Origin of the sequence: Corynebacterium sp. HMSC06D04 (assembly GCF_001807315.1) — a bacterium.
Taxonomy (GTDB): Bacteria; Actinomycetota; Actinomycetes; order Mycobacteriales; family Mycobacteriaceae; genus Corynebacterium; species Corynebacterium simulans.
The window spans coordinates 26,009-46,169 of record NZ_KV788526.1 but is presented as its reverse complement, the minus strand read 5'-3'; the positions used below and the strand labels follow the sequence as shown (position 1 = coordinate 46,169).

At 60.7% G+C, this 20,161-nt stretch carries 22 protein-coding genes; 7 read left to right on the top strand and 15 right to left on the bottom strand.

Features of this window, described 5'->3' with window-relative positions; all coding sequences use genetic code 11:
• Window positions 1-134: 134 nt before the first annotated feature.
• On the bottom strand, window positions 135-1,310 hold the full coding sequence (locus HMPREF3155_RS01320) for an acyl-CoA dehydrogenase family protein (RefSeq protein WP_070432380.1): 1,176 nt from the start codon (window positions 1,308-1,310) through the stop codon (window positions 135-137).
• A 94-nt stretch (window positions 1,311-1,404) separates the two neighbouring features.
• Between HMPREF3155_RS01320 and HMPREF3155_RS01315 the strand changes: the two genes are divergently transcribed.
• Window positions 1,405-1,962 carry a TetR/AcrR family transcriptional regulator gene (locus HMPREF3155_RS01315; protein WP_062035733.1) on the top strand — a complete coding sequence of 186 codons (558 nt, stop codon included), beginning with the start codon at window positions 1,405-1,407 and terminating at the stop codon, window positions 1,960-1,962.
• Window positions 1,963-1,965: 3 nt separating this feature from the next.
• On the opposite strand, the gene HMPREF3155_RS01310 is transcribed toward HMPREF3155_RS01315, so the two are convergent.
• Window positions 1,966-3,027 carry a hypothetical protein gene (locus HMPREF3155_RS01310; protein WP_062035734.1) on the bottom strand — a complete coding sequence of 354 codons (1,062 nt, stop codon included), beginning with the start codon at window positions 3,025-3,027 and terminating at the stop codon, window positions 1,966-1,968.
• Window positions 3,020-3,529 carry an RNA polymerase sigma factor gene (locus HMPREF3155_RS01305; protein WP_256374600.1) on the bottom strand — a complete coding sequence of 170 codons (510 nt, stop codon included), beginning with the start codon at window positions 3,527-3,529 and terminating at the stop codon, window positions 3,020-3,022. The genes HMPREF3155_RS01310 and HMPREF3155_RS01305 overlap by 8 nt, the downstream gene beginning before the upstream one ends.
• A gap of 290 nt (window positions 3,530-3,819) precedes the next feature.
• On the opposite strand from HMPREF3155_RS01305, the gene HMPREF3155_RS01300 reads away from it, so the two are divergent.
• A complete protein-coding gene (locus HMPREF3155_RS01300; protein WP_062035736.1) occupies window positions 3,820-4,866 on the top strand; it encodes a ribonuclease HI in 1,047 nt (348 codons plus the stop codon).
• Window positions 4,867-5,439: 573 nt separating this feature from the next.
• On the opposite strand, the gene HMPREF3155_RS01295 is transcribed toward HMPREF3155_RS01300, so the two are convergent.
• The 7 genes from HMPREF3155_RS01295 to HMPREF3155_RS12425 form a co-directional block, all read right to left on the bottom strand.
• Entirely contained in the window at window positions 5,440-5,832 is a 393-nt protein-coding gene (locus HMPREF3155_RS01295) for a hypothetical protein (protein WP_062035737.1), read from the bottom strand.
• A 102-nt stretch (window positions 5,833-5,934) separates the two neighbouring features.
• On the bottom strand, window positions 5,935-7,173 hold the full coding sequence (gene galK, locus HMPREF3155_RS01290; RefSeq protein WP_062035738.1) for a galactokinase: 1,239 nt from the start codon (window positions 7,171-7,173) through the stop codon (window positions 5,935-5,937).
• Entirely contained in the window at window positions 7,166-8,257 is a 1,092-nt protein-coding gene (galT, locus tag HMPREF3155_RS01285; protein ID WP_062035739.1) for a galactose-1-phosphate uridylyltransferase, read from the bottom strand. The genes galK and galT overlap by 8 nt, the downstream gene beginning before the upstream one ends.
• Window positions 8,257-8,538 carry a hypothetical protein gene (locus tag HMPREF3155_RS01280; protein WP_062035740.1) on the bottom strand — a complete coding sequence of 94 codons (282 nt, stop codon included), beginning with the start codon at window positions 8,536-8,538 and terminating at the stop codon, window positions 8,257-8,259. The genes galT and HMPREF3155_RS01280 overlap by 1 nt, the downstream gene beginning before the upstream one ends.
• A gap of 13 nt (window positions 8,539-8,551) precedes the next feature.
• Entirely contained in the window at window positions 8,552-10,207 is a 1,656-nt protein-coding gene (locus HMPREF3155_RS01275) for a sodium:solute symporter family protein (RefSeq protein ID WP_062035741.1), read from the bottom strand.
• An 18-nt stretch (window positions 10,208-10,225) separates the two neighbouring features.
• Window positions 10,226-11,074 (bottom strand): aldose epimerase family protein, encoded by an 849-nt coding sequence (locus HMPREF3155_RS01270; protein WP_070432379.1) that lies wholly within the window; start codon window positions 11,072-11,074, stop codon window positions 10,226-10,228.
• A gap of 104 nt (window positions 11,075-11,178) precedes the next feature.
• Window positions 11,179-11,655 carry a YdcF family protein gene (locus HMPREF3155_RS12425; protein ID WP_082787630.1) on the bottom strand — a complete coding sequence of 159 codons (477 nt, stop codon included), beginning with the start codon at window positions 11,653-11,655 and terminating at the stop codon, window positions 11,179-11,181.
• A gap of 31 nt (window positions 11,656-11,686) precedes the next feature.
• Between HMPREF3155_RS12425 and HMPREF3155_RS01260 the strand changes: the two genes are divergently transcribed.
• The gene (locus HMPREF3155_RS01260; protein ID WP_070432377.1) at window positions 11,687-12,664 is read left to right on the top strand and encodes a LacI family DNA-binding transcriptional regulator; all 978 of its coding nucleotides are present in this window, start codon (window positions 11,687-11,689) and stop codon (window positions 12,662-12,664) included.
• 23 nt (window positions 12,665-12,687) lie between these two features.
• On the opposite strand, the gene purE is transcribed toward HMPREF3155_RS01260, so the two are convergent.
• Together purE and HMPREF3155_RS01250 are read right to left on the bottom strand one after the other, a co-directional pair.
• Window positions 12,688-13,188 (bottom strand): 5-(carboxyamino)imidazole ribonucleotide mutase, encoded by a 501-nt coding sequence (purE, locus tag HMPREF3155_RS01255; RefSeq protein WP_070432376.1) that lies wholly within the window; start codon window positions 13,186-13,188, stop codon window positions 12,688-12,690.
• Window positions 13,189-13,266: 78 nt separating this feature from the next.
• Window positions 13,267-14,547: a 5-(carboxyamino)imidazole ribonucleotide synthase gene (locus tag HMPREF3155_RS01250; protein ID WP_070432375.1), complete on the bottom strand. Its 1,281-nt coding sequence runs from the start codon at window positions 14,545-14,547 to the stop codon at window positions 13,267-13,269.
• On the opposite strand from HMPREF3155_RS01250, the gene budA reads away from it, so the two are divergent.
• Window positions 14,533-15,252, top strand: a complete 720-nt coding sequence (gene budA, locus HMPREF3155_RS01245; RefSeq protein ID WP_070432374.1) for an acetolactate decarboxylase — start codon at window positions 14,533-14,535, stop codon at window positions 15,250-15,252. The genes HMPREF3155_RS01250 and budA overlap by 15 nt on opposite strands.
• Window positions 15,253-15,310: 58 nt before the next feature.
• On the opposite strand, the gene HMPREF3155_RS01240 is transcribed toward budA, so the two are convergent.
• Window positions 15,311-15,751 (bottom strand): hypothetical protein, encoded by a 441-nt coding sequence (locus HMPREF3155_RS01240; protein ID WP_070432373.1) that lies wholly within the window; start codon window positions 15,749-15,751, stop codon window positions 15,311-15,313.
• Between the two features lie 45 nt (window positions 15,752-15,796).
• Between HMPREF3155_RS01240 and HMPREF3155_RS13360 the strand changes: the two genes are divergently transcribed.
• On the top strand, window positions 15,797-15,931 hold the full coding sequence (locus HMPREF3155_RS13360) for a hypothetical protein (RefSeq protein ID WP_256365606.1): 135 nt from the start codon (window positions 15,797-15,799) through the stop codon (window positions 15,929-15,931).
• 110 nt (window positions 15,932-16,041) lie between these two features.
• On the opposite strand, the gene HMPREF3155_RS01235 is transcribed toward HMPREF3155_RS13360, so the two are convergent.
• On the bottom strand, window positions 16,042-16,872 hold the full coding sequence (locus HMPREF3155_RS01235; RefSeq protein WP_070432372.1) for a biotin--[acetyl-CoA-carboxylase] ligase: 831 nt from the start codon (window positions 16,870-16,872) through the stop codon (window positions 16,042-16,044).
• Between the two features lie 54 nt (window positions 16,873-16,926).
• Window positions 16,927-17,547 carry a hypothetical protein gene (locus tag HMPREF3155_RS01230; protein WP_070432437.1) on the bottom strand — a complete coding sequence of 207 codons (621 nt, stop codon included), beginning with the start codon at window positions 17,545-17,547 and terminating at the stop codon, window positions 16,927-16,929.
• Window positions 17,548-17,594: 47 nt separating this feature from the next.
• Between HMPREF3155_RS01230 and HMPREF3155_RS01225 the strand changes: the two genes are divergently transcribed.
• Window positions 17,595-18,587 (top strand): ABC transporter ATP-binding protein, encoded by a 993-nt coding sequence (locus tag HMPREF3155_RS01225; protein WP_070432371.1) that lies wholly within the window; start codon window positions 17,595-17,597, stop codon window positions 18,585-18,587.
• Window positions 18,588-18,763: 176 nt separating this feature from the next.
• Window positions 18,764-20,047 (top strand): ABC transporter substrate-binding protein, encoded by a 1,284-nt coding sequence (locus HMPREF3155_RS01220; RefSeq protein WP_062035751.1) that lies wholly within the window; start codon window positions 18,764-18,766, stop codon window positions 20,045-20,047.
• Window positions 20,048-20,161: the final 114 nt, after the last annotated feature.

The window sequence follows — 20,161 nt, the reverse complement described above, 5'->3', positions numbered from 1 at the left end:
CCCCCTAAAGAAACCCAACCAATGGGACCAAACCCGGTAAGGGGTGGAGCGAGCGCCAAGCGAGGTGCGAGAGCGCCAAGCGAGGTGCGAGAGCGCTAGGCGGCACGCATGCCAAGCGGGGCGCGGGCAGGCTGCTACTTGTAGGCCGAGAAACCCGTAATGACCTTGCCCATGATGAGGCTCTGCACGGTGTCGGTTCCCTCATAGGTGTGCATGGCCTCGATGTCGGCAAAGTGGCGCGCGATGTCGTTTTCTAGCAGGATGCCCACGCCGCCGAGCATGTCGCGGGCGTCGGAAGCAATGCGTCGCGCAGCGCGGGTGTTGTGCAGCTTCGCCGCGGAAGCCTGCGGCGGGGTGAGCGTGCCGGCCTCCTCGCGGGCGGCAACCTCGCGGCAGGTCAGCATCATCTGGTTGAGGTCCAGCACCATGTTGGCCAAGCGCTGCTGGATGATCTGCGCTTTTGCCAGCTCACGGCCGAACTGGACGCGCTCCATGACGTAGTTGCGCGCGGTTTCATAGCAAGCCACGGCCGAGCCCAACGCCATCCACGAGACGCCGATGCGCGTTGCAGTCAGCACGCGGGAGACGTCCTTAAACGTTTGGCAGCCGGGCAACCGGTTGGAGGCAGGAATGCGGCAATCCTCCAAGACGATGTGCGCCTGGTGGATAGCGCGCAGTGACAGCTTGCCGGTAATCACCGTGGCCGAGTAGCCCGGCGCGTCCTGCGGAACGATGAAGCCACCCACGTTTCCGTCCTCCATACGGGCGTAAATCACGGTCACGCCACCGGAAGCACCGTTGCCGATCCATTTCTTTTCGCCGTTGAGAACCCAGGAATCGCCGTCGCGGACCGCGGTGGTCTCCAGTGCAATGGAGTCAGAACCGTGCAACGGTTCCGTCAGACCAAACGCGCCGAGCAGCGAACACGACGCCATCGCTGGCAGGTAGCGGGAGCGCTGTTCCTCCGAGCCAAGCATCGCGATGGAGCGCATAGCCAGGCCGGCCTGCACGGCAACGACAGTGCCCATCGAGGCGTCGGCACGCGTGACCTCCATGAGCGCCAAACCCGCGCCGAGTGAGGTCATGGACTCGTGGCCAGGAACGTCAAGGCCGTCCGTCATGAGGTCGAGCTCGCCTAAGCGGCGCACAAGTTCGAGGGGGTATTCGCTTTTCTCCCAATGCTCATTGATAACCGGAAGGCAATCTTCACGAAACGAGCGAGCACGTGCCCAGACCTCGGCGTCTTGGGCACTGATGCCGTCGAACGCGCCGAGAAAGTCAGTTGTAGAATCAAAGAGATTATTGGACATTGCGGGCCTCCGAAACGAATCACTATTAGTCTGCTATTGTGATACACGCCTCACCGCCTGTCAAGAGAACGTACCCAGCGAAAGGCACACCACCATGGCTAACCAGAAGCGCCGCGGCCAAATCGCCACCGCCGCCCTCGACCTCTTTGACCAGCGCGGCTACCACGGCACCGGCATGGAAGACATCGCAAAGGCAGTGGGCATGCGGGCATCGAGCCTCTACAACCACTACAAGTCCAAGCAAGAGCTGCTCGCCGAGGTCACCGTCTCCGCCATGGAGGAACTCCTACGTGCCAACGCCGCGGCGCTCGCCGGAGTCACGGGTTCCGAGGAAAAAATCCTCGCCACGATGCGCGCACACGTCGTCTTCCACGCCACCCACGCCAAGCGCGTCCGCGTGGTCAACAACGAGCTCAACAACCTCGAAGAACCCCACAAATCCGTGGTCCTGCAGCTGCGCCGCGACTATGTGGCGCGTTGGATGAACGTCGTCGACGAGGGCAGCTTCCAAGCCGAGAACCTCAAGATTGCCTGCTGGGCGCTCATCGACATGGGCATCGGCGTGGCCACGTGGTTTAGCCCCGATGGCCCGTACACCGCCGAGGAGCTCGGTGACATGTACGGGCAGTTCGCGCTCCGCCAGCTGACCTAGCCGCTACGCGCAGCCAATCTCCTCGGCCTCTTCGTGGTCCGGGTAGATGACACGGATGCGCGAGTACACCTTGGCGTTGTAGCCACACGCTTCACGTTTGTCGACGACCACCCGCACCGGCGTCTGCTTAAACTTGCCCTCCGAGCAGAAGGGGTCGCAGTCGTTTTCCACGGCCGTGCCCTCAGCCGTGGCCTCATCGGCACCCCAGTTGGACCACCTAAGGTCATTGACCAGGTAGTTGTTATCACCGCAGGCCAGCGAAATGCTGTCGGGGCCTTCCAGTCCGGTGACGGACACGCAGCCCAAGATGGCCGTGGCCTCCACGGTGGTGGTCACATTGGGGCCGACCAGACCGACCACGCGGACCAGCTGGCCGGTTGCCGGAAGGATGGAGAAGCTGACGTGGTCAGCGTCGCGAATGACGCTGATGAGGCCGTCCTCCCCCACGCCGTTGTGGGAGCCCTGCGAGGCCGAAGCCAGGTCGTTGCCGTCGGTGGCGGCCAGAATGTCGTAGACAATCTTCTGCTGCTCGCTGCTCAAACCTGGCTGCAGCAGCAGCTGCAGCGCGCCGAGGGCGCGGTTGGGGAAACGATCCGCAAGAGCTTCCAGCCCAGCGCGGTCGGTGGCCGCCATAAGGTCTTCTGCGGGGATGGCCGGCTGCGGGTCGAACCCCGGCAGCTCGCCTTGGGAGGAGATGTTCACGGTGCCGTCGACGCCCACCGAGTACTCGGTCGTGGCAGTAGACGAGCCATCGGTGTCCACGCGCTTGAGGTACTCCTTTGAGGTCACGCCTTTGTCCGCGGCGTCGGGCTGCGCGGCGGCAGCCTCGCCCGCGTGCGTGAGCACCTCCGCCACGGCGACCGGCTCGCTGTGGTTCACAAACGGGATGACCCCGCCCACCAGAGCTAGGACACCGACGCCCGCGGCCACGGCCTTCCACGGCGTGCGTGACCCCGAATCGACGATGCCGCTGAGCACCGCCTCGGAGCGGGTAAGGGCGGCGTCGTCAAGCGCAGCGTCTGGCACCGGATTTGCGGCGCGCAATTGGGAAAGCGGATCAGTCATCGTAGCCTCCGGTGAGCTCGGAAAGGTGGGTGCGGGCGCGGTGCAGGCGCACGCGGACGTTGTTAGGGGTGATGCCGAGGACCTCGGCGATCTCGGCCTGCGTGAGCTCCTCCCAGGCGAAGAGAGTGAGGATCTCGCGCTCGGCATAAGGAAGCTGCAGCAGGGCGCGGTTGATGTCGAGGGACAAGTCAACGGCGGCGGATTCGTCGGAAAGGGCGCCGTCGAAGTCGTCGAGGTTTTCGAACTCTCGGCGCGAGCGATAGAACTCGCGCATCACGTTGCGGGCGATGCCATAGAGCCATGGCAGCGGGTTCTCCCCTGTCAGGGTGTCGAAGTTGGCCCAGGCGCGCGCGAAGACGTCGGCAGCCAGCTCCTCAGCGTACTCCTGCGGCACGCGACGCCGTAAGAACGCCAAGACGGCAGGATAATGCGCGCGAAAATGCCGGGAGAACTCCCGCTTTCGCGCGCCGGGCAAGGTTAAGACGGACAAATAAAACTCCACGAGCCTGCTGGAACATACTTCACATAGAGTATGTTGCAGCAGGCTCGGAATTATTACAGACTAGTGCGCGACTTTTTCTTTAACCGGAATCAGCACTGTCTTGGCCAGGGAGGCGGCCATGCCCGCGGCGTCGACGCCCACCGCAGCCAACGGAATGATGATCATGAGGCCATTTCAGCCGCAAACAACCAAGGAGGAGCGCCGTTCTTTTGGGACTAAAGAGCCGCTTTGAGGCTGATTGAAAAGTCCGTTGTGCTTGGTGTCGGGCGCAGATGGTTTACTAGTAGACGATGGAACCGCTCGAACTCAGCGCGCTCACCGGCACGCAGTCCCGTACGTATGGCACCCGGAAGATCACCGACTCTATGGTGAACGCACCGGTCCATGTGGCGATCGCACTGTGGGACGAGCGCTGGGACTCGGCGCCGGGCGGCACTGTTGATGGCTGGGTCATCGCAGTAAACACCAGGCAGACGCGCTTCATACGCAAGGGCCAGACCAAGAGCGGCGACGTGGTGGAGATTGCCATCCGCGAATTCGAGAAGGCCACGAAGAACCTGAAGGGCCGAGTCTGGATTGTCACGGGGCGCCGGCAAAATGCGCTGCGGTCGGCGCTGGAACGGCGCGGTTATACGGTGACGGGTAGCTTTGCGGAGGAAAATAGGGCGTCGAAAAGCGCGAGCTCTGTGCGCCGCAAAGAAGCGGGCCTGACCGCGCGTAAGGCCAAGAAGTTGGGCGAGGCGCCGCGGAAGAAAGAGTCCACGCAGGTAGAGACCCCGAAGGCACATTGGTGGCCAAACTTCTCGCAGGCGTCATCATGGCCGGAGGGCGCCACGGTGCGCATTGCTACCGACGCCTCCTCCGACACCGTGTTCAAGGGCTCCATGTGCTTCGTGGCGGGCAATGGCGACTACCGGCTACGCACCCGCGAGACTAAGGCGGGTACTGACGAGCTCGAGCTGGAATCGCTGACCCTGGCGCTGAAGTACCTGCTCAAGGTGGGTGCAAAGAAGGCGATTATTGAAAGCGACTCGGTCGCGGCGCTCGAAGCAGTGGAGCAGTTGCGCAATAAGCAGTCGAAGGCGGTGCGCTCGCGGCGGACGTGGCGCGGCGTGACGTCAGGTGCGCGGTCGCGTTTCCAGCAGGCCTGGAACGACGTCGAGGGCGAATGCGAGGTGGAAATCCGCCGCGTGCTTGGCCATGCGGGCGATCCGCTCAACCGCGCGGCGGACCAGATTGCGTACATGGGGCTGCGTGCGATTGCGCATCCGATGAAGCAGTCGCGGGCCACGCTGCAGGAGGGCATCACCAAGGCGCTGGCCAAGCTTCAGGCTTAGCCGCCAAAAGATGATCAGGCAGGCAAACGCCACCGCCCACAGCCAACGGCGTTCGTGCAGCTTATCGCGATAGATGACGGACATTAACAGGTACCACGCCGACGGGATAATAAAGAAGAGACTGGTTCCTGGGGCCGCGCTAAAGCCAGTAAATCCGATTAAAAGGAAAACGCTGACAGGCCAGCTTTCCACCAAGAAAATGGGTAAAACTTGCCATCCGCCTCTGTTGACTCTGGCTCGTTAGCTTCGGTTTGAGCTGGTACGGCTTCGCTTGGCTCGTCTACTGGCGCTGGTTGGAAAGACTGCGTTTGCGGGGCTGTTTTCGACGCTTTCGTGTTGGTCCCCCTCTACGGGTTTCCCTCTAATGGTCCCTTTACGAGAAGCGTTGGCGACGAATACGGCCCATTGGGTTTCATTACCCCCTAAAGAAACCCAACCAATGGGAGCCAACCAATGGGACCAGTCTGGGACGTGCGGAAACCTCAGAAGGCGAGGGTCAGAGTGAAGGCCAGAGCGGAAGCCAGGCCGCGCGGGGCCGCGGAGGTCAGAGCGGAGGCCAGGCCGCGCGGGGCGCTAGTGACCGCCGTTTCCGCCGGACGCGAAGGTGAAGGTATCGGTCTCACCGGAATCGCAGGTCACGGTGTAGGTGTGGTAGCCGTCGGCAGGACCGGGGCCGATGTTGTCCGGCGCGGTTACGTAGCCCACCAGTTGGCCAAGGTCAGCTGCCGGCGACATCACCGTCGTCGCACCCCACGACGTGGTCAGGTTCGCGCGAGTGCCCGGGCAGTTTGCCGCGATAAGCAGCTCCTGGCCCGGCCCCAGCTGACCGTCAACAGTACTGGTCAGCTGGGTGCCAGCGGTGGTCTTCGCATCCTCGCTGAACGGGTTGAAGCCGGTAGCAACTGCAGCGCCACCACCAGCCAAAATAGCGCAAGCGGCGGTAGCAGCAACGAGGGTCTTTTTCATGATGACTCCTTAACTAGGAAGTTGATGTTCACCTAGTTAGTTGCACTACCGCCGCGTTTATTACAGGCGACCAGAAAGTTTTTCCAGCCGCCAGTAGGAGGCTTAACCGGCGATTCGGCGCGCGCCGTCGCCAGGGCTGGCCACAAGGAAGGTCGGCGCCGGGAAGCCGCGCTCAGCCGCGGCAGCAGCGATTGCCTCCGCCGTCGACTCCACATCGGCACGCTTAACCAGCGCAATCACCGCGCCACCGAAACCGCCCCCAGTCATACGCGCGCCCACCTCGCCGGCCGCCGCGAACGCGCAGTCCAGCTCAGGGGTCGTCACCTCATACTGGTCACGCAGCGAGACATGACTATCGCGCATGAGCTCCCGGAAACGGTCAAGGTTGCCGGCCTCCAAGTCGGAGGCAGCTTCCAAGGTGCGGGCGGTCTCCTCCACGACGTGGGCGACGCGGCGCTTAACGACGCCCTCATCCTCCCCCGCTTCCCTTGCCCACCGGGTGGCGGCCGCAACGGCATCGGGAATATCGCGGATAGTTCCGCCGCGGGCCCCAGAGCCCGCCAATGCAGACTGAACCGCGTCGATGACGCCACGGCGGGAGGCATACTGGCCGTCGTTCAAAGAGTGAGGGGCGTTGGTGTCCGCAATCAGCAGCACCATGTCGCGGTCCGCGATGTTAAACGGCACGCGGCGCACCTCACCCGTGGAGAAGTCCAAGACGAGTGCCTTGCCCTTTTGCCCAAACAGGCTGGCGTTTTGGTCCAAGCCACCCGTCGAGGCGCCCACGACTTCGTTCTCCGCGCGCATGCAGGCGAGAACTAGGCGGGTGCGGGCGGCGTCGTCAGGCGCGTGCCCTGTCGAAAGCTCGTAGGCCGCCACCGCCACCGAGCACTCCAACGCCGCGGAGCTGGAGAGGCCGGAGCCTACCGGAACGTCAGAGACAATCGCGATGTCGAGGCCCTCGCAGGAGGCTATGACGCCGTCCTCGAGGCTCGCCCACACGGCGCCGGCGACGTAGCCAGCCCAGGCGTCCGGGGTGCCGTTGGCCCAACCCGGGCCAACCTCATCCAGAAAAACGTCCACGCGGCGGACTTGGCCGCCAAACTCCGAGGCGATGCGCACGAGCCCATCCGAACGCGGAGCCACGGCCACGGCCGTGTTCTGCTCCAGCGCGAAAGGAATCGAGGCGCCACCTGCGTAGTCGACGTGCTCGCCGATGAGGTTTACTCGGCCCGGCGCGGCCCACACGCCAGCCGGGGCAACGTCAAAGGTGGAGCGAAACAGTTGAGTGGCGGCGTCGGCAAGCGCGGCGTCGGAGCGAGTGGAAATCCAGTTAAGCATCCCAGACCTCCTTGAACCGGTCGGCGATGCGCTCCGGGGTCGTGTCATTGATCCACACTGCCTGCGCGGACTCCGAGCCGGCAAGGTACTTCATGCGGTTCGGTGAGCGCATCAGCGAAAACAGCTGCAGGTGCATGCGCACGTCCCCGCGCAGTGTAGGGTCGGTCGGCGCCAAGTTCCAACCCGCGATATACGGGGTCTTCTCGACGCCGTCGAAGAAACGGTCCACAGCGGTATACAACTTCTTGAGCAAGGCGGCGAGGTCGTCGCGCTGCGCGCTGGAAAGCTCAGTGAAATCCGCCGCGTACTCGTTGGGCATGACCATCGCCTCGAGCGGCCACTTAGCGGCCGCGGGGACGAACACGGTGAAGTGCTCGGTCTCCGCGATGATGCGGGTGCCCGCTGCGCGCTCCTTGTCCAGGATGTCCTGGAAGAGATCGCCCTCGTAAGCCTGGGAGCTGGCCACGATAGCCTTCATGCGCGGCGAGAGGAACGGGTAGGAATAGATCTGGCCGTGCGGGTGCTGCAGCGTCACGCCGATTTCGGCGCCGCGGTTTTCAAACGGGAAGACCTGGGCCACCTCAGGCAGCGCAGACAGCGCAGAGGTGCGGTGTGCCCACGCCTCGATCACGGTACGGATGCGGCTGACCGGGAGATCCTTGAAGCTGGATTCCGGATCAGAGGTAAAGCAGACCACCTCGCAGCGCGCCTTGGCAGGCTTGCGCGGGACCAGGCCCATCTCGTCTACGTCTTCCTCGTAATCCTCCATGCCCATGGCAAAAGACGGGAAGCGGTTTTCGAAGACAACGACGTCATAAGAAGGCGAGGGAATCTCCGTGGGCAGCTGGCCCGGCAGTGTTGGCGCCAGCGGGTTTTCATTAGCTGGCGGCATGAACGTGCGGTTCATGCGGTGAGCGGCAAAAGCCACCCAGTCCCCGGTCAGCGGGTCGCGGCGCATCTCTGAGGCCGGCGTAACCTGCGGCAGATCGCGGCTGTCTTCTAGGACGCGATCGGTGTGTGGGGTGTCGTCGAAGTAGATGATTTCGCGGCCGTCGGCAAGCGCGGCCTTGGTGATCTCTACCATTACTTGGCCTCCGCCAGCTTCGATTCGTCGATCTTGGAAGGGTCAACGATGATGGGGCGCAGCTTAGCCCACAGCATGAAACCTGCTGCTACGACTGCCATGACGACGCCCGCCCAGAGGTTGTCGGAAGATTCCTTCGCCATACCGGTTTCCGGGTTTACACCCGGGTCGAGGGCAAAGGAGCAGATGATAAGCACGATGCCGTAGAGACCAAGCAGGGCACCGATGACGTTGCGAAGATCGAAAGCGCCTGCGTGCTGAGGAGAAGTCTTTTGAGTCATGATGGTTGCTCCTTTAGGCAAAGATGACGTTCAGGCCGATTGCAATGACCAAGCAGATGACGCCGAGCGGAACGGTCTGCTTGTACCACGGAAGGTTCTTCTCGGTGTAGTCCTCGAAGTGGTCCTTCGGTGTAACGGAAGAAACAAAGCCCACGAGCTCCTCGTCCGGCTTCGACTGAGTAAACATGGTGACGATGACGGAGACGATGATGTCTACCGTAAATGCCACGCCGGCGGCCACGAATGCGGTGCCCTGGCCCGGCAGGTTGAATATAGATGCGGTGGCGTCGGTGAAGGTAGCCACATACCAGAACGCAATCGCGGAAGCAGTACCTGCCACGAGGCCGGACCAACCTGCGTGCGGGGTCATGCGCTTCCAGAACATGCCCAGGATGAAGGTTGCGAACAGCGGAGCGTTGAAGAAGCCGAACAGGGTCTGCAGGTAGTCCATGACGTTGCCGAAGTTCTGGGCCAAAAGGGCGGTAAAGACGGCCACGCCGGTGGCGACGACGGTCGCGATGCGGCCGAACTTCAGGTAGTAGCCATCCTCGCGATCCTTGACCACGTAGGTCTGCCAAATGTCATAAGAGATAACGGTGTTAAAGGCCGAGATGTTGGCGGCCATGCCGGCCATGAAGGAAGCGAGCAGGCCCGCAATTGCAACGCCCAAAAGGCCGTTCGGGAGCAGGTCGCGCATGAGCAGCAGGATGGCGTCGTTTGGCTTGGCGGTCTCTTCCATCAAGTCAGCGACGGAGACGGAGGCAATCATGCCTGGGATAACCACGAGGAAGGGCACGAACATTTTCGGGAAAGCACCAATGATTGGCGTCTTGCGCGCTGCGGAGATCGACTCCGATGCCATGGCGCGCTGGACCTCGACGAAGTTGGTGGTCCAGTAACCGAAGGAAAGGACGAAGCCTAAGCCCAGGACGATGCCGATGACGGACCAGACCGGATTCTCGAAGCCGGATATGTCAGTGCCCGGCCAGGTGTGGAAGTGGGAATCGTTCGCCACGGAATCCTTCAGCCCCTGCCAGCCGCCGACGCGGTTCAGGCCGATAATCGTCAGCGGTGCAAGCGCAGCGATGATGACGAAGAACTGCAGCACCTCGTTGTAGATGGCAGCGGACAAGCCGCCCAGGGTGATGTAGGACAGGACGATGATGCCGGCAACAACGAGCGCGACCCACATAGGCCAGCCCAGCAGGGCCTCAACGATGGTGGCCAGCAGGTACAGGTTCACACCGGCGATGAGCAGCTGGGCTACGGCAAAGGAAATGGCATTGACCAGGTGCGCCGCACTACCGAAGCGCTTGCGCATGAACTCCGGCACGGAACGCACCTTGGAGCCGTAGTAGAACGGCATCATCACGATGCCCAAGAACACCATGGCCGGGATAGCGCCGATCCAGAAATAGTGCATGGTCTGGAAGCCATACTCCACGCCGTTGGCGGACATACCGATGATCTCCACCGCGCCCAAGTTCGCCGAGACGAATGCCAGGCCGGTCACCCATGCGGGCAGTCCGCGGCCGGAGAGGAAGAAGTCGATGGAGGAGGAAACGCGGGCTTTGGCAGCCCAGCCGATTCCCAAGACGAAGAGGAAGTACAAGGCAACGAGCAGGTAGTCCACCCAGGTTGCGTCGAGTCTCAATACTGAAGGTTCCATGTGGAGAGCTTTCTTTTATTAGATTGCGCTCAAGCGAAGCTCGTAGGCAATCGGTTGATGTGCGTTAATTTCGGCAAGGTCGATGCCACTGCGCAGTGCGTTCGGTGGAGCGCTCATGGGTTCCACCGCGAGTGCACGGCCGCGGCCGGGGTAGTTGTCCGGGGTATACATCTGTACCCAGTCAAGGCCCGGCCCCATTGCGAGGCGAACGCCTTTGCCTGCGGAAACGTAATCCGCCGTGAGGGGTCCCTGTCCGTGGAAGCAATCATCCCAAGTCACGTCAGCGATACGCTGCTGCTTGACGACGACGCTTTCCACCACGCCCGTGGGCAAGTTCCGGGTATCAAGAAGGTGGTGTTCGGTGACGCCGAGGCTAAGAATTGAGGCGTTGGCAGCCGCGCCGCGGGCAGAAAGATAGGTATGAAGGCCAAACGCGAAGGGGCAATCCTGCTCCGCGTGGGCCTCAAAGCGGGCGTGAAGCCCAGTTTGATCGAGGCTGTAAGTGGCGGTGAGCTGAATGGGCCACGGCCAAGGGGCCTCGATCTGGATAGTGAGCTGCACTTGGTTCACGCAGTAGCGCTTTAATTCCCAAGCCTTGTCGCATACAAAGCCATGGATGGCGTTGTTGCGCTCAGGCTCATTGACGGGCAGACAGTAAACGCTCCCCCGCCAGTTAAAACGGCCATCTGCAGTGCGGTTAGGCCACGGGGCAAGAACTACGCCGGCGCACATGGGCGGGAGATCCTGATAGGTCTCCACCAGCGGCTCGCCGGCGAAGGTCAGCGACTTAATACCGCCACCGAAGCTGGCAATTTCTGCCTCATATGCGCCATGCGCTATCCGGTAAGTAGGTGCCTGACTGGTCATAACCTAAGGCCTTCCTTTTCCGTGTGTAACTCACTACGTGGCTTAGGTTAAGACGCTGTTCAAACGCTAGTCAAACGTTTGCATAAACTTGCATAATGAATTTGCTAACGCCCTAAAGCGCTGATGACTGGTAATAAACGGCGCCACATAATCCGTGCCGCGGAGTGCGGAGTGGCAAGGACCTCACGCAAATAGTTTTCTGGTTTTAGCGCCCATGGCGTGAAAGCAGAATGCACGCGAATCGGGATTCCGAGGTGCCACGACCATAGCTTGGTACGCAGTGCATGGAAATCACTGGTGACTACATCGAAGTAAGGCGGCTTGCTCATCGCATAGGCATTTTCGAGATTCTCGTTGGTACTCGTGGCACGTGGTTCGACGATTATCTTCTCGCGCGGAACTCCCCTGCCCACCAAGTACTCGGCCATGACTTCGGCCTCGCCATAACCGGAGACGATGATGTCTTGTCCCCTCCAAATACGAAATGCATGCTCGAGCCTGCGCTCAAGCATGGGGCCAGGCACGCCGCCTTGTACGCGGGCTCCCAGGACCAAAATGGGGACTAAGCTAGGGCCGAACATAATGCAAAAGCCTAATTGAGAAAGGACTTCCGTGGCCACACCGACTTTGAAGGACCTCGCCGCGGCCACGGGGGTTTCCATCTCCACCGTCTCCCGCGCGCTGGCCAATCACCCTGCGATTTCTCCGGCGACCACACAAAAGGTGAAGGCTGCGGCCGAGCAGCTGGGCTATCGCCCGAATGCGCAGGCCCGCGCGCTGCGCGGTTCACGCTCCGATGCTATCGGCGTGGTGATTCCGAACCTGGCGAATCCTTATTTCGCGCTCATTGCTGCCGCGATTGAAGCCGAGGCCGAGCGCGTTGGCATCGCTGCCATCATGACCACCTGCTCTGAGTCACCTGAGCACTTAGCCAAAGCACTCGACGCACTGACATGGCGGCAGGTAGACGGCATCATCACCGTCCCGGTTGAAGGCGCCGAAGCAGCGCTAAAAGACGCCGCGAAATCCCGGCCGCTGCTGCTCATCGACCGAGAGCTGCCGCCCTTCCCCGCCGTTACCTCGGACCCGCGCCCGGGCATGTTCGCGGCATTAACGCAGCTGCGCCAAAAGGGTCACCGCGTGGTCGGCTATATTCCAGGCCCGCAGCAAACTTCTACGGGTAGGCAGCGGCTGAAAGTCTTCCGCGGTGCAAGCAGCGAGTTTTCCGCGCATTATGCACAAGGCGGCTTCCGCCGCAAGGACGGCTACGTGGGGGCATTAGAGCTTTTTGAAAAGGGCATTACCGCCATCGTGGCGGGCGATTCCATGATGACGGCTGGTGCGCTGGCCGCCTGCTATAACGCCGGCAAGGCCATCGGTGAAGACATCGCGTTGGTGGGCTACGACGACTTAAATCTCTTCCGCCTGCAACCGGTGCCGATCTCGGTGGTGGACCAGGACATGGCGGCGCTGGGCCGGCTAGCAGTCCAGCACCTGACCAAGGCGATTACGCATAACGCAACACCGACCGGGGTAAAGATTCCCACCTCTTATATCCCCCGCGTTTCCACCGCCCGGCAGTTCTCCTAAGGGCGGTAGCTCCAGGAAATCGCCTATTCCCCCAGCAGCTGGGCGCGCAGGTTTGCGTCCTTCTTCTCCACCTCGGCGGCCATATTTTCTTGGTACTGCGCCATCTTCTCGGTTAGTTCGGGTTCCCCTGCGCCAAGGATACGAACGGCAAGAAGGCCCGCGTTCTTAGCGCCGCCGATAGACACGGTCGCCACCGGCACGCCACCGGGCATCTGCACGATAGACAGCAAGGAGTCCAGGCCATCCAAGTCCTTCAGCGCGCGCGGAATGCCGATGACCGGAATCGGAGTCGCCGCAGCAACCATGCCCGGCAGGTGCGCAGCACCGCCGGCGCAGGCGATGATGGCTTTCAGGCCACGCTTATGCGCGTCCTTGGCATAAGAGAGCATCTTTTCTGGGGTGCGGTGTGCACTGACGACGCCCACCTCGAAAGGCACGCCAAACTCCGCCAAGACTTCGGCAGCAGGTTTTACGGTAGGCCAATCTGAATCAGAACCCATGATGAGGCCAACGAGTGGTTCCATATCTTCTCCTAGGTAGTTGTTACTGGGGGCAGCAAGAAGGTTGCGGGAATCTGCGGAAAACTTATGCAGGCAGAGCTTTTAGAGCCAGGCCGCGTGCACGAGGAAGTGCGCAGCATCTGCCGCGATGTGGCGGGTTTGCTCGACGTCCTCACCCACGACGTTGACGTGGCCAATCTTACGGCCGGCGCGGTAGTCCTTGCCATAAAGGTGAATCTTGGCCTGCGGGTAACGCTCCATCACGGCACGTACGCGTTGCGGCATTGGCATTTCTGGATCTTCCGGGCCACCAAGGACGTTAGCCATGACGGTTACGGGAGCAAGCGCTGTGGTCTCACCGAGCGGCAGATCCAAGACTGCGCGTAGGTGCTGCTCGAACTGAGAGGTAACGGAACCGTCCTGGGTCCAGTGCCCCGTGTTGTGCGGACGCATCGCGAGCTCATTTACAGCAATATCTTCTACTGCCCCATCGCTTGGGAAACCAGCAGCGGAGGCTGCGGCAGCCGAGGCCGCGCTACCCCAGTTGTCCACTTCAGCGACGGAGTAAGCAAAGAGTTCAACTGCCAGCACGCCTGTCACTCCTAGCTGGGTGGCCACTAGCTCGCCGACCTCGGCGGCGCGCTGCGCCAGCTCTGGGCTCAGGCCCGGCGCGGGTGCGAAGGCCTCGGCGCAGATTCCATCACGCTGCACGGATTGGGTAATCGGCCAAGCCTTCACCTCACCGGAAGGACGGCGGGCGACTAGAACCGAGAGCTCGCGGGTGAGGTTAACCTTCTCCTCTACCATCAAAGGCGTGCCGGCTTCCAGAAGCTCAGCGACCAGGGAATCCAGCTCCTCTGCAGCGGGGAACCACACGCCGTGGCCGTCGTATCCACCGCGACGCGCCTTCAAGCAAACGCGGCCTTCTACAAGCTCGGCAAAATTACGCGCATCCTCAACAGAGGCGATTTGTGCAAAACGCGGAACCGGTGCGCCCAGCTCCGCCAGCTTTTGGCGCATAAAGAGTTTGTCCTGGGCATACAGGAGCGCGGAAGGCTGCGGCTGGACGTTATAGCCGGCGTCGATAAGCGCTTGCACGTGCTCGGTGGGCACGTGCTCGTGCTCGAAGGTCAGCGCATCGGCATCTTTGGCTGCAGAAACCAGCGTCTCGTAGGCATGGTAATCACCCAAGACCACGTCTGGAATGACCTGCGCTGCGGACTGCTCCTGCGAGGAGGCAAGAATGCGCAGGTGGATGTCGAGCTCGGCGGCAGCCGGCTGCATCATGCGTGCGAGCTGGCCGTCGCCATAAACGGTAACGATGGGCTTTGCTGTATGACTCACCCATCCAATACTAGCCTTAACCTTATGATCGTCAGGCATACCATCTTCCAGAACTCCCTCCTGGCCGCTCTGTTGGACGGCATTTATGACGGCGAAATGACCATTGGTGAGCTGCTCGGCAAGGGCAACTTTGGCATCGGTACCTTCGATGCGCTCGACGGCGAAATGTTGATTCTCGACGGCATCTGTTACCAGCTGCGCGGCGACGGAACTGCCACCATCGCGGACCTGGACCAGGGAACGCCCTTTGCGGTGGCCACCAATTTCGTACCCCGCATCAAAGTGCAAGCACCGCGCGGAATGCGCCGCGAAGAGCTTTCGGCCTTCGTCGATGAAGTCGAGCCTTCCGCCAACTACATGTACGCGGTGCGGATAACGGGGCGCTTCGAGTCAGTGCGCACGCGCACCGTGGTCAAACAGTCCAAGCCCTACCCGCCCATGGCGCAGGCGGTGGGCGGCGATAAGGAGCTGTACTTTGAAAACGTCGAGGGCATCATCGGTGGTTTCCGCACCCCAGTGTTTGAAAAGGGAATCTCGGTGCCAGGCTGCCACGTTCACTTTATCGACGCCGCGCGTTGCTCCGGCGGGCACGTACTGGACTACGTCGTCGACGAAGCCACCATCGAGCTCTGCCCCGGCACGGATCTTGAAATGCGGCTGCCGCTTACCCAGGAATTCAAGCAAGCCAACCTCGCCCCGGCTGACCTTGACCAACAGCTGCATACAACCGAAGTCAAGAAGTAGGATTCACGGCGAGATCCGCAAATAGCCGGCTGCAACCGCCGTTTAAAGCAACGGCCGCTTAAAATAGTGGAGCCTCGTTGAGAATTTCTTCTACGCGTTTGGCCCTGGGGATGGAAGAGAAATACATTGGCCGCTCATAACCGTGGATGGCCAGCGAGATCCCACCGCGGCGCCGCCTAGCACCGCGAATATCCTGCAGCGGGATGGAATCAATGTGCCCTCCCTCGCGGGCGATAACGCGCAGGTTAGTAACGATGAAGCGGCGCCGGCGCGCGCGGTAGAGCGGGATACCGAAACGCCACAGCGATAGCAGCGCCCAGATTAAAACAATACCGTTACGCAGGTTTCTATCTAGGCCGTGGACATCCGCCCAGCCGATGCCCATCCATACCACGCCGGTAATGAGGATGAGCTCAAGGAAAGGAAAGATCAGCGCGCGAAACGGCGCTGTCATATCCACGCGGACTACTTCGCCGCGCCCCATCTTCATCAGTCCCATAGGGGTGCATGATACCCGCCGGAGACGGCGAAGGACTTCAGCAACGTGGCCTATTCCGCGGCTGAAATCACCAACGGCGATTCCTACACCGTCACCGTCGGCGGCACTGTCGCTGAGGCGACTGCCGGTGAGGTCTCCCAGGGAATGGGCGGCGGTCCGATGAGCGGACAGTGCCCCTAAATAGACGCAATTTGCCAAATAGGAATGCCTACCACGCTCTGCGGCGGGCCCTATTTGGCAAATTGTGCTTTAAAGCGCCCCGCCACTCCACTCAGCGCAGCAACGAGTCGCTACTGCACAGGACGCAGGTGGGTGACATCACCTGCCGAGTAATATTCGCCGCCAACGTTGATGCGGCCGTCGTCGCCAATGCCCTCGACGACACCCACGACGTCGCCAGTCGGCGCTTCGAGGCGAACTTCCTGGCCGATCGATGAGCACACCGCACGGTAATCCGCCATGAGCTGTGGGTCTTGGTTCTCCCACTGGGTGATGCGACGACGCAGGTTCTTGAGCAGGGCAATCGCCAATTTCGTGCGATCCGTATCGCGACCTTCCAGCATGAGCGAAGTGGCTTTTTCGATAGGCAGCTGCTCACGAGTAAGCGTGACGTTTAGGCCCATGCCCACAACCACGCGCGCGGAAGGCGCCGGCGCGGCCTGCGTTTTCGGGGCGACCTCAGCCTTGTTTACCTCAGCCTTGCTGACTTCGGTCTTGGGCGCGGACTTGAAGGCGGCACCCACGGGGCCAGCCTCGGCAAGGATGCCGCAGAGCTTATTGCCGTTGATGTGAACGTCGTTCGGCCACTTCAGAACGGAGCCCTCGACGGTGTCGGTGACGGCCAGGCCCGATGCCAGTGGCAGGGTGCCTAGGTGCTCGAGGGAATCTGGAAGGATAAGAACAGAAAGAATAAGCTGCGAACCAGCTGGGCTTACCCAGGTGCGACCTAACCGGCCCTTACCGGAAACCTGCTCGTTGGTCAGCAACACCGTGCCATCGGCAACGTTTTCAGCCTTCATAAGATCGGTGTTGGTTGAGCCGGTCTGCTCAACATATTCAACTAGAGCAAAGTCATCCGCCAGCGCGGTACGAATGCGTTCAATATCAAGTGCAGCTGTCATGCTCTAAGAGGGTACTCGACTATGCCGCATGCATGTTTACACGCAGAACAAAGGCTAGAACCAGTTTGGCTTATGCAGGATTTCCTGCGCGGACCTTTCATCCAAGCAGCTAGTCAAGACTGCCTGCGGCAGCGCCTTTTCCACCTGTTCCGGGGAGATGGTTATGCCTCGGTTGCCCGGCAGCCATTCCACGGTGTCAACAATGAGCTTGTCGTAGATAAAACGCTTATCCCCCGTCAGCGAGCGGCCATCGCCTTCCATGACGACGGTGTAGCGAATTTCAGGATCCACCCATTCACAAACCCACTGGCCATATTCAGTGACCTCAGAATCGGAGATGTTAAGCCCCGCGGCAGTAAGACTGTCCTTCATAAGGGCGCGATCGAAGTGGCCGTTTTCTTCCAAATAGCCGCGCGCAGCGTTCGCATCAGCCTGCTCACCGAAGATCTTTTTGAAAGTGGTATCGCGCGGTGCGGGTGTCGCAGAGCTGGAAGGCTTTTCCGATTCTTTCGTCGGCTCGCTACTCGGCGCGGCAGAAGTTTGAGCGGATTCGGAAGAAGTCTGGGATGCGGCGACGGTGGTCATTGGTGCGGCAACGTCCTCAGAAGCAGCGCCGGAGCAGCTGGCTAAGGGGAGAACAAAAAGAGGGACAAAGAGAGGAATAAGCTTTTTCATGGCGCCAACCAGCATATGTGATTTAACGGGGGTGCTAGTGTAGGCGCATGGCAAAGGTCACTTTTGAAAAGGTCAACATCACCTACCCCAACGCCGCAGCCCCCACGGTCAAAGACCTTGACCTGGAAATCGCAGACGGCGAATTCTTGGTGTTGGTCGGCCCCTCAGGCTGCGGAAAATCCACGACGCTTCGTTCGCTTGCAGGTTTGGAGCCGACCTCGAGTGGCCGCATTTTGATCGACGATAAAGACGTCACCGGTTTGGAACCTGGCGATCGCGATATCGCAATGGTCTTCCAGAACTACGCCCTTTATCCGCACCTCACCGTGGCTGAGAACATGGGTTTCGCGCTAAAGCTGGCGAAGATGCCAAAGGATGAGCTCAAGAAAAAGTTAGAAGAAGCTGCCGATATCTTGGGCCTTAGCGAGTACCTGGACCGCAAACCGAAGGATCTTTCCGGTGGTCAGCGCCAGCGCGTGGCCATGGGCCGTGCCATCGTGCGTAATCCAAAGGTCTTTTTGATGGATGAGCCTTTGTCCAACCTTGACGCCAAGCTGCGTGTGCAGACCCGTTCGGAGCTAGCCAGCCTGCAGCAACGCCTCGGCACCACCACGGTTTATGTCACGCACGACCAAGTCGAAGCGATGACCATGGGCGATCGCGTTGCTGTGCTCAAAGATGGTGTCCTGCAGCAGGTGGCCTCCCCGCGTGAGCTTTACGACGCCCCGGTCAACGAGTTCGTCGCCGGCTTCATCGGATCGCCCGCGATGAATATCTTTGACTACGACGGCGGCCGCATCGGCATTCGCCCAGAAGACATGCGCATCATCGACGGCCCGGTCGGCATCCCCGGCACCGTCGACATCGTCGAGGAACTCGGCGCCGAGTCCTTCGTCTATATCAATGTGGGCGAGCAGCGCTTCGTGGCCCGCGCTGACAAGGGCCGCACTCCACAGCGCGACGAGGAAGTCCTTCTCTCTTTTGATGTGAAAAATGCGCACCATTTCGACCCCGAAACGGGCGAACGCATCGAGCGATAGTCCAAAACTGCAAAGAGTTGTTGGGGGGTAATAACCACCCCCAACTTTTCCTTTTCTGCAGGCCTTTTGCAGGAAGGCTCATTTCCACTTAGTGAATTAGGTCAAAAATTCCACGAAGTGTGGACACTGTAACTTATTTTTAAGGCACAAGAAGTTTTCCGAAAGGTTTATTGCCCATGAAGAAGTCCGTACTTCGCTCTCACCTTCGTACCGTCCAGAAGGGCGCCGTCGTAACCACCGCTGCTCTTGCGCTGGCTCTGGCAGGCTGCTCCTCCGACGAAGGCTCATCCGATTCCGCCGCACAGGGCTCCGTAGACGGTGCCGACGGCCGCGGCCCTATCACCTTCGCGATGGGTAAGAATGACACTGACAAGATCCAGCCGATCATTGAAAAGTGGAACAAGGAGCACCCAGAAGAAAAGGTCACCTTGAAGGAACTGGCCGGTGAGGCTGACGCACAGCGCGACACCTTGGTTCAGTCCCTGCAGGCAGGCAACTCTGACTACGACGTCATGGCACTCGACGTCGTCTGGACCGCAGAGTTCGCAGCCAACCAGTGGCTCGCACCGCTGACCGATGACCTTGAGGTTGATACCGATGGTTTGCTGGATTCCACCGTTGAGTCTGCAACCTACAACGACACCCTCTACGCACTGCCGCAGAACACCAACGGCCAGCTGCTGTTCCGTAACACCGACTTGGCAGACAAGGCTCCGGAGAAGTTCGCTGATCTGAAGTCCGCGTGTGAGGCGCTCAAGAAAGACACCTCCTGTCTGACCACCCAGCTCAAGCAGTACGAGGGTCTGACCGTTAACACCGCCGGCTTCATGGAGGGCTGGGGCGGCTCCGTTCTTTCTGATGATGGCGCTCCTTCCGTGGATTCCACAGAGTCCAAGGCTGGTCTGCAGGCACTTGTCGACGCCTACAAGGACGGCGTCATCTCCAAGGACTCCACCGCCGCCACCGAGGAGGAGACCAACCTAGCCTTCACCGAGGGCAAGTCTGCTTTCGCAATCAACTGGCCGTACATGTACACCAACGCTGAAGATGCTGGCGTGAAGTTCGAGGTCCAGCCGCTGGTAGGCAAGGACGGCGTCGGTGTTTCCACCCTGGGTGGCTACAACAACGGCATCAACATCAACTCTGAGAAGAAGGCCACCGCACTGGACTTCATGAAGTTCATCATCAACGAGGAAAACCAGAAGTCCTTCGCTGAGGCTTCCTTCCCGCCGGTTCTGGCTTCCGTCTACGATGACCCAGCCCTCATTGAGCAGTTCCCGTACCTGCCAGCTCTCAAGGAATCCCTCGAGAACGCAGCGCCGCGTCCGGTTTCCCCGTTCTACACCGCTATTTCCAAGGCCGTGCAGGATAACGCTTATGCAGCTTTGACCGCTGACAAGTCCGTGGACGATGCAACCAAGGACATGAAGGCCGCCATCGAGGCTGCTTCCCAGGGATAAATTTTAAGCTCCTTGCAGCTCCTTTCTTCTTGTAGGAAGGCTCAAGAAGGAGGTGCCATGCGGGGCGTGGGTGAGCTTGTGTGCTCGCGCACGCCCCGCATTGTCTTTGATGTC